Genomic DNA, 8,506 nt, shown 5'->3' on the forward strand with positions numbered 1-8,506 from the left:
TCTTCGAACACCGGCTGATCACGCACATCCTTGATCAGAGTGCTACACAGGACCGCGCGCACCGTGTCGCGATCGTGCAGCGTGACCCATGCCAACGCCTGCATCGCGTCCAGCGATTCGGCCGGCGAAATCCGCACGCCCTGCTTTTTCAGCAGAAAAATGAAACGATTGATCACGGCGTCCATCGTCAGCCACCGGTACGGCCGTCGGTACGACCGCGATAGCTGGTGAAGTAGCGGGCGGTGTGCTCTTGGCGGCGTTGCTCCAGACCGTTCACATCCGGCTCGGCGGGCCGCGCCGGCGGATGCAGCGGGGTTTCGGCGGCCGAGAGAGTTTCCGGCGGACTCCGCGATTGCAGCGACTCGACGATCCACGGCAATCGTTCGTTGACTTGCTGAGTATCGCGCTCGTATTTGATCAATAGATGCAGCGTTTCCTCCAGCAGGGTCGGAGTCAGCGAATCGGCGTTGAGCAGCACCAGTGCTTGCGCCCAGTCCAGCGTCTCGCTGATGCTGGGGGCTTTGCGCAGTTCCAGGGCACGCAACCGGCGGATCACCGCAACTACCTGCGCCGCCAGGGTTTCCCGCAGCTCGGGTACCTTCATCCGAATGATGTCCAGTTCCCGTTGCTCGTCCGGGTAGCCGATGAACAGATGCAGACAGCGGCGCTTGAGCGCGTCGCTCAAATCGCGGGTGTTGTTGCTGGTGATGATGACGTAGGGGATGGTCGTGGCCTTCACGGTGCCGATTTCCGGCACCGTGACCTGAAAATCGCTCAGCACTTCCAGCAGGAAGGCTTCGAATTGCTCCTCGGCGCGATCGAGTTCGTCGATCAGCAGCACCACCGGCTCGGAGGAATCGATCGCCTGGAGAATGGGGCGACGCACCAGGAAATGCTCCGAGAAAAACACATCCTCATGCAGGTGCAGTTGCCCGACCGCCTCATGCAAATCACCGACGCCTTCGAACAGGCGACCGATCTTGTCCCGCAGAATCTGAGTGTAGAGCAGTTGCTTGCCGTATTCCCATTCGTAGAGCGCATGTGCCTCATCCAGTCCGCCGTAACATTGCAACCGAATCAACGCCCGTCCCAGCGCGGCGGCCACCGCTTTCGCCAATTCGGTTTTGCCGACGCCGGCCGGTCCTTCGATCAGGATCGGCTTGCGCATTTGCGAGGCCAGAAACGCGACAGTTGCTAGTTTGCGGTCGCACAGGTATTGCTGTTCGCGCAACTGCGCGATGGTGTGCTCGATCGATGCGAACATGCGTGCTCCACACCCGGACATTCTCGGTTGGATGCCGAGGATATCCGGGTTGCCAGGTGGTCGTAGCGAGGTCTGAGTCGATCAAGCCCTTAATAGGCGCCAACCAGGGAATGACGCACGACGGGCGCCACGGACTCGAAGTTGCATTCGCGAGCGTTGCCCGGTGTCGAGCCGTCACCAAGCACATGATGGGTAATGCGCTCGATGTCACGATCATTGGCGGTGATTTTCGCGCTGCTCAATTCCGCATAACGTCCTTTACCCATCTGCGATTTAGTGTAAGGACCGACGCTGGCGAAATTGGCGGGAATGTTGAGATCCTTGCTCAGCCGGATCGCGGCTTCTATCGCCCGCTCGGCGGCGGAAATGTCCGACAGACCGTCCACGCTTTCACCCATCGCCTTGGCGATGTTGCGGAAGCGCTTGTAGTTGGTCGGCATGTTGTATTCCCAGACCCGAGGCAGGGCGATGGCGTTATTCAGGCCGTGATGGGAATCGTAAAAAGCGCTGACCGCATGGGAAATGGAGTGGATGATGCCCAAACCGCCGCTGTTGAACGCCTGTGCCGAGATGTAGGAGGCGTACATCATGTTGGTACGAGCTTCGAAATTGAGCGGTTCCAGCACGGCGCGTCGCAGGTTTTGCGCCACCAACTCGATGCCCAGCAGCGCACTGCCCAGGCTCGGCATGAAATCGATCCGGGAGACATAAGGTTCGGAAGCATGAGCCAGAACGTCGAAACCACAGAAGGCGGTCAAGTCCTGTGGCATGGAGAAGTGCAGAACCGGATCGTTGATGCTGAGCGTCACCGGGACGTTTTCGTCCATTCCCAGCCACTTGTAGGGGGCTTTTTCCGAAGTGGTGTCGGTGATCACATAGGCCCAACTGGTCTCGGAACCCGTGCCGGCGGTGGTATTGACGGCGATATGAGGTGGGTTGTTGGGGTTGTCGGACTTGTTGAAGCCATCGAATTCGTTGATGTTGCGGCCATCGTGGGAAACCACGATACGCGCGCCCTTGGTCGCGTCGGTCACGCTGCCGCCGCCGACCGAGACGAAGCTGTCACACTTTTCGCGAGTGTAGAGGTCGGCGATTTCCATGACGTTGTAGTCCTTGGGATTGGACTCGATCTTGTCATAGACCACCACGTCGATATCCCGGTATTTGAGTTTGCCGACGATGTCTTCGACGATGCCGGTGCCGCGCAACCCGGAGGTGGCGAGTACGCAACGTTTGAAGCCGAGATTGTTGGCTTCCACACCGACCATTTCGTAAGCACCCGGACCGAGCAGGCCACGAGGAATGCGATGAAATTCTTTAATGGGGAACTGCCAGAGTTTGTGTGCTTCCACGGTTCGATCCTCTTCCTTTGATGACTATGCGCGGATGTGAAGATCCGCATTATTTTCCCTATCTAAGATAGGGAATTGCCTGTCAGGCTATTCGGTGTGCACTTGCGTGGCGCGGCAATGGTGACTTGCGACATGAATGAATCGGCACATTGACCCACGCTTTAACGCTTTATGGCATCTTGGTATTGGCAAACAAAATGCCATGATAAAAACCCTTTATTATTTTTTTTATATCGCATTGTTTTTTATTTTAAAAATTTTTAATAAAACCCAAATCGGGCAAGTCGTTGCCGCCAAGGCACCGTGAAAAAAACTGGCACACGCACTGTGTCAAACTGCTCCATCTTTGGATGAGCGGGACAAGCAAATCCCAATAGATCGCGGCCATGCCAAAGGCCCACCGCGACAGTCGCTTGGAGGAGCGGCTGATCCTTGGGCAAAATCGAAATTGTCGGTCGTCGACGAACTGGGTGGCCTGTCGTTCGAATCGAACGCGGCTTCTCCGTACTTCGGGTGCTACGAGCGGGGCAGCCTGCCGATCATCGACAGGCCGCGGCGTGGAGGCATGAGGGGTGATGCGCGGCGATCCGGTCATGGCGACCGCCGTTCTCAGCCCCGTGTTGAGCGGCGAAAGATCTCCAGCGGGAAAAATGGTGGTCCGGCTTGAGCAAGCCGGTACCCGCTTCCTGAGCCCCGAATGACCAGGAGAGCAATCTCAATGCTGGTCAGGGGGCAATTTCCGAAGTCGCTATTCGTTTACTTGTCCTGCTTGCGATGGTCGACCACCCGCACGGCCTTACCTTCGGAACGGGGGATTTCGCCGGTGGCCTTGACCACGACCTTGGCGGTCACGCCGATGAAATCCTTGATATCCTTCTGAGCCTTGTGCGCCACTCGATTCATCGCGTCCCGACCCTGGGCAACCAGCGGCGGGCTGCCTTCCACATTGACGGTCAGCAGGTCGAGATTGTTCTCGCGGGATATTTCCAGTTGGTAGAACGGCGACAGCGTTTCGGTCTGCATGAGGATCGCCTCGACCTGCGACGGAAATACGTTGACTCCGCGAATGATCAGCATGTCATCGGTACGACCGGTGACGCGCTGCATGCGGACATGGGTCCGACCGCAGCGACAGGGCGCGGGGTTGAGCACCGAGATGTCGCGGGTGCGGTAGCGAATCACCGGGAAAGCTTCCTTGGTCAGCGAGGTGATGACGATTTCACCCGGTTCGCCGTTGGGAACCGGCTGACCGGTGTTGACATCGACCGCTTCGATCAGGAAGTGATCCTCGAACACATGCAGGCCATCCTTGGCTTCGAGGCACTCGATCCCCACGCCGGGGCCGATGACCTCGGACAGACCGTAGATGTCGATCGCATCGATGCCCAGCCGGGATTCCAGCTCGTAGCGCATTTCCTCGGTCCACGGTTCCGCGCCGAAAACGCCAACCTTGAGCGGCAGTTTGCGTAGATCCACGTTCATGTCCTCGGCGGTTTCGGCGAGGTTGAGGGCGTAGGACGGCGTGCAGGATAGTCCGGTGGGTTCGAAGTCCCGGATCAGCATGATCTGGCGCTGGGTCTGACCGCCGGAAATCGGGGTGACCATGACGCCCAGTTCCTCGGCGCCGTAATGCAGCCCCAATCCACCGGTGAACAGTCCGTAACCGTAAGCGTTGTGCAGGCGATCGCCGGGACGCATTCCGGCGGCGGCCAGACAGCGGGCCACCACCCGCGCCCAGGTGCGGATGTCGCGGCGGGTGTAGCCGACCACCGTGGGTTTGCCGGTGGTGCCGCTGGAGGCGTGGATGCGGACCACCTGGTCGGTGGGGACGGCGAACATGCCGAAGGGGTAGTTCTCGCGCAGGTTTTCCTTCTTGGTGAACGGCAACAGCCGGACGTCGGCCACCGATTGGATATGGCTTGGCTTGACGCCGAGTTCGTCCATGGCTTCGCGGTAGTAATTAACGGTCTGGTAACAGCGTTCGACGGTGGTGCGCAGCCGATGCAGTTGCAGGCTTTGCAAGTCTTCGCGCGGCAGGGTTTCTTGTTCGATATCCAGAATCATGGAGGCGGTTCCGTTTTGTTTTGTTTTGAGGAAAGACTCAGGTGAACGGAGGACGGATTCTCCGACGGCTCGCGCCGCATCGCCGCCTGTCTTACCCGCTTGGCGGGGTTTCGGCGAGCAGTTCGTAGCCGAGTTCCCGCAGCCGCTGGCTCAGGGCGCGCGGGTCGGCGGCGCGGTAGCGCACCACCGCCACGCGCAGTCCGGTTTGATCGGGGTGCGGGGGCGAGACGACGGTGGCGATGTAGCCGCCGGCGTCGTTGATCGCGGCCAACAGCTTGCCCAGTTGACCGATGGTGTCGGGTAGATGCACGGCGATGCGGGCAGTGTCCCGCATCAGGCAGCCGGTGATCTCCAGGAAAAAATCCAGCAGATCTTCATGGGTGACGATGCCCGCCAGCTCGCCGCTTTCCGTCACCACCGGCAGGCAACCGATCTTTTCCTGGCGGAGCAGGCGCGCGGCTTCCTCGACCAGGGTGTCGGGCGCGCAAGTGATGATCTGGGTGCGCATGACCTTGGCGGCGTTGAGCTTGCCCAGCAGATAGTTGGCCTCGCCAACCGACAGGGTGGTAACCGATGAGGGTGAAACCCGTTCCAGGTCGTGGGAGGTGATCAGTCCAACCAGATGACCATCGCGCACGACCGGCAGATGGCGGATGCGGTGGTCGCGCATCAGCGCCGCCAGTTGCGGCAGGCGGGTCTCCTCGGCGACCCATACCACTTCGCGGGTCATGATCCGGTCTACATACATGGTTCCTGTCCGGTAAGGGGAGGGAAATCGACGATTATCCGCATCAATAACCCAGATAGGCCCGGCGCACCGCGTCATCGGCGAGCAGTTCCGCCGCCGGGGCGGTCTTGACGATGCGGCCGGTCTCCAAAATATAGCCTCGATTGGCGATGGTCAGGGCAGCGCGGGCATTTTGTTCGACCAGCAGAATGGTGACGCCCTGGCTGTTCAGTTCGACGATGACCCGGAAGATCTCTTCGACCAGCAACGGCGCCAAGCCCATCGATGGTTCGTCCAGCAGCAGCAGGCGCGGGCGGCCGAGCAGGGCGCGGCCGATGGCGAGCATCTGTTGCTGACCGCCCGAGAGGGTGCCGGCCAGTTGCCGGCGCCGTTCGGCCAGGATCGGAAACAGGGTGTAGACGTGTTCCAGTTCCCGTTGCACCCAACCGTGATCGCGAATCCGATAAGCGCCCAGTCGCAGATTGTCCTCGACACTCAGTGGGGCGAAAACCTGGCGCCCCTCGGGGACCTGACAGATACCGGCGGCGACGATGCGGTGCGTTGGCCAGCGAGTGATGTCGAGGCCGGCAAAGCGAATGCGGCCACCACTAGAGGGATGCAAACCCGAAAGGGTGTGGAGCAGGGTGGTCTTGCCGGCACCGTTGCCACCGACGATGGCCGCCAGTTCTCCGGTGTGGACCTGCAGGTCGGCCTGATGGATGGCGTGGACCGGGCCGTAGTCGCTGCTCAGGCCGGCGACTTCGAGCAGCAGTTCCTTCTGCTTCGAGGAGGAAGAGACGGCGGGAGAGAGGAGGGCATCAGACGGCATATTGCACCGCGCCCCCTAGATAGGCGGCAACCACTCGCGGATCGGCCTGAATTTCCGCCGGCGTGCCCTCGGCCAGCACGCTGCCGTAATCCAGCACCAGCAGGCGATCCGAGACACTCATCACCAGCGGCATATGGTGCTCGACCAGCAATATGGTCACACCGGTGGCGCGAATGCGGGCAATCAACTCACGCAAGGCCCCTGTTTCGGTGTCGTTGAGACCGGCGGCCGGTTCGTCGAGCAGCAGCAGGCGCGGGCGGGCAGCCAGGGCGCGGGCGATTTCGACCCGCTTCATCAGACCGTAGGGCAGGGAACCCACCGGTTGCCCAGCTCGATCCGTCAGATCGCACAACTCCAGCGCTTCGCTCGCCCATTCCCGCAACCGTCGTTCCTCGCGTCGCACGCCGGGCAGGCGCAGAGCGGCGGTCAGCAGGCCGGTTTTGGCTCGCAGATGGCAACCGACCATGACGTTCTCGATCACGGTCATGTTGAAGAACAGTTGCAGGTTCTGAAAGGTGCGGGCGATACCCAGCGCGGCGATACGGTGTGTCGGCAAGCCGCACAGCTCGTGACCGTCAAAGCGGATCGAGCCGGCCGAAGGTCGATAAAAACCACAGAGATTGTTGAACAAGGTGGTCTTACCTGCGCCGTTGGGACCGATGACGGCGTAAATCAAGCCTTCCGATACTTGGAAACCGACGCCGGCCAAAGCCATGATGCCACCGAAGCTTTGTTCCAGACCGTTGACCACGATTAGCGAGGCGGCGGGAGAAGAGCGATGAACAGCGCTCTCAGCAGTTGGCGGACCGGGGGAGTTTAGTCTTGGTTCGCAAAGATTCTGGCTCACGGGCGCGTTATTTTTTTACCGCATCAGGTAAGAATCATTATATGCAAACCGAGCTTTTTGCGCTTCCTGCCCTTGATGCAAATTGGTGCGCCGCCATTGCCGGTAAACGCATCGATAAAAATCCCCCTCTGCCCGCGGAAACAATGGAGAGGGGGTGTCGAACGCTAGCGTTCCATGGTCACCGATCGATCTGGTTGATGGCGAAACCCTGGGTAGCGGGGCGCCAAGCGAGATGGACGGCGTAGGGCTGGCCTTCGACCATCAGGTTCTGGATCGCGATGACGTTGCCGGTTCGGCTGAGGGTGGCCTGGTCCAGGCTGACCGCCGCCGGGTCGGCGATGTAGGCATTGGCGAAACGGGTCACGGTGAAGGCGGCGCTGGCGTCGCGCGTCGCTCCGGCGGCATCGACGGCGCGCACGGTGAGCGTATGCGATCCGGCGGACAGGGTGGAGTAGTTGAAGGCCATGGCGAAACCGGAGTCGGCCGAACCGGGATAGCCGGGGTAGGCGTCGCCGACGTCGGCCCGCCGCCCACCCAGCGGAATGTTGCCTTGCAGCGCGCCATCCAGGTACAGCTCGATCCTTTGCACCCCTTGCGGCGCCACCGCCCAGCCGCGGATGTTGGCGACCCCTGAGTACGTCGTGCCTCCCACCGGCTCCTCCAGCGCGAGAACGATCTGGTCACTGTTGGCGTTCGCGTTTCTGAAACCCGCCACGCTGTCACGGGTATTGTTCAAGGAGCGGGTGTTGTCGGCGTAGTCCTCGATCCCGCAGGGTTGATTCCCCAGGCAATTGATATTCGGGTTGGAAAACTTGCCAACGCGTGGGTTGATGTAACTCATGATCGTGCCGAAAACGCCTTCGATGCCATAGCCGTAGGCGTAGGGATAGGCGCCCTGAGCGACGCTGTTGGCGCGATCGTGGTCGCTGCCCATGGCATGGCCGAGTTCGTGGACCAAACTGGAATCGGGACAGTAGTACAAAGATCCGCCAACATCGCTGCCATCGCCGATCACCGAAAACCCATAGGCCGCGTTCATGGCTTGACCGTTGAAGCCGTTGAGCCAGCTCAATCCACAACCGACATGATTGGCCATGCTGAACGGACGCAACAAAGCCACCAGATCCGCCCCGTATTGGTCCCGCCAGGCGCTCACGTTGACCAGCGATGGATGGGAACCGTAGGTGAGGGCATCGAGAGCATCGGTGTTGGAAGCAGTTTCGCTATAGCTGACCTGGGCGTGGTGAACCAGGCGCAGCGAGATGTTCACCTGGCTGTCCAGGTAAGCCTGATTGGCCGTCGCGATCAAACTATCGAGGTGCGCTTGCAGGCCAGCTCCGTAGTGGATGGCCAGATCCGGCGTGTAAAGCAGCATCACGTCGATGATGGGAGTTGCCGGCGGCTTTTGGTGAGATCGATGAAT

9 protein-coding genes and 1 pseudogene are annotated in these 8,506 nt (G+C 60.5%); 2 read left to right on the forward strand and 8 right to left on the reverse strand.

What is annotated here, in order from left to right; translation table 11 throughout:
* From E4P82_RS19655 to mdo, 3 genes and pseudogenes are all read right to left on the reverse strand, one after another.
* Window positions 1–185, reverse strand: a pseudogene (locus E4P82_RS19655) (VWA domain-containing protein); the annotation flags it as partial.
* Between the two features lie 2 nt (window positions 186–187).
* Window positions 188–1,264 carry an AAA family ATPase gene (locus E4P82_RS19660; protein WP_169250468.1) on the reverse strand — a complete coding sequence of 359 codons (1,077 nt, stop codon included), beginning with the start codon at window positions 1,262–1,264 and terminating at the stop codon, window positions 188–190.
* An 89-nt stretch (window positions 1,265–1,353) separates the two neighbouring features.
* Window positions 1,354–2,616 carry an NDMA-dependent methanol dehydrogenase gene (mdo, locus tag E4P82_RS19665; RefSeq protein WP_169250469.1) on the reverse strand — a complete coding sequence of 421 codons (1,263 nt, stop codon included), beginning with the start codon at window positions 2,614–2,616 and terminating at the stop codon, window positions 1,354–1,356.
* A gap of 136 nt (window positions 2,617–2,752) precedes the next feature.
* Between mdo and E4P82_RS19670 the strand changes: the two genes are divergently transcribed.
* Entirely contained in the window at window positions 2,753–2,923 is a 171-nt protein-coding gene (locus E4P82_RS19670) for a hypothetical protein (RefSeq protein ID WP_169250470.1), read from the forward strand.
* Between the two features lie 265 nt (window positions 2,924–3,188).
* Window positions 3,189–3,317, forward strand: coding sequence for a hypothetical protein (locus tag E4P82_RS22970; protein ID WP_281383739.1), 129 nt, complete (start codon window positions 3,189–3,191; stop codon window positions 3,315–3,317).
* Window positions 3,318–3,372: 55 nt separating this feature from the next.
* On the opposite strand, the gene E4P82_RS19675 is transcribed toward E4P82_RS22970, so the two are convergent.
* The 5 genes from E4P82_RS19675 to E4P82_RS19695 all read right to left on the reverse strand — a co-directional run.
* Window positions 3,373–4,680, reverse strand: coding sequence for a phenylacetate--CoA ligase family protein (locus E4P82_RS19675; RefSeq protein ID WP_169250471.1), 1,308 nt, complete (start codon window positions 4,678–4,680; stop codon window positions 3,373–3,375).
* 91 nt (window positions 4,681–4,771) lie between these two features.
* Complete coding sequence (locus E4P82_RS19680; RefSeq protein ID WP_169250472.1) at window positions 4,772–5,428, reverse strand: CBS and ACT domain-containing protein; 657 nt, start codon at window positions 5,426–5,428, stop codon at window positions 4,772–4,774.
* 43 nt (window positions 5,429–5,471) lie between these two features.
* Window positions 5,472–6,236, reverse strand: coding sequence for an ABC transporter ATP-binding protein (locus E4P82_RS19685; RefSeq protein ID WP_169250473.1), 765 nt, complete (start codon window positions 6,234–6,236; stop codon window positions 5,472–5,474).
* Window positions 6,226–6,987 (reverse strand): ABC transporter ATP-binding protein, encoded by a 762-nt coding sequence (locus tag E4P82_RS19690; RefSeq protein ID WP_312915849.1) that lies wholly within the window; start codon window positions 6,985–6,987, stop codon window positions 6,226–6,228. The genes E4P82_RS19685 and E4P82_RS19690 overlap by 11 nt, the downstream gene beginning before the upstream one ends.
* A 274-nt stretch (window positions 6,988–7,261) precedes the next feature.
* A partial coding sequence (locus tag E4P82_RS19695; protein WP_246327749.1) for a reprolysin-like metallopeptidase occupies window positions 7,262–8,506 on the reverse strand: 1,245 nt, incomplete at its 5' end.

The sequence above is a fragment of the Candidatus Competibacter phosphatis genome (assembly GCF_012939995.1).
GTDB classification, from domain to species: Bacteria; Pseudomonadota; Gammaproteobacteria; order Competibacterales; family Competibacteraceae; genus Competibacter; species Competibacter phosphatis.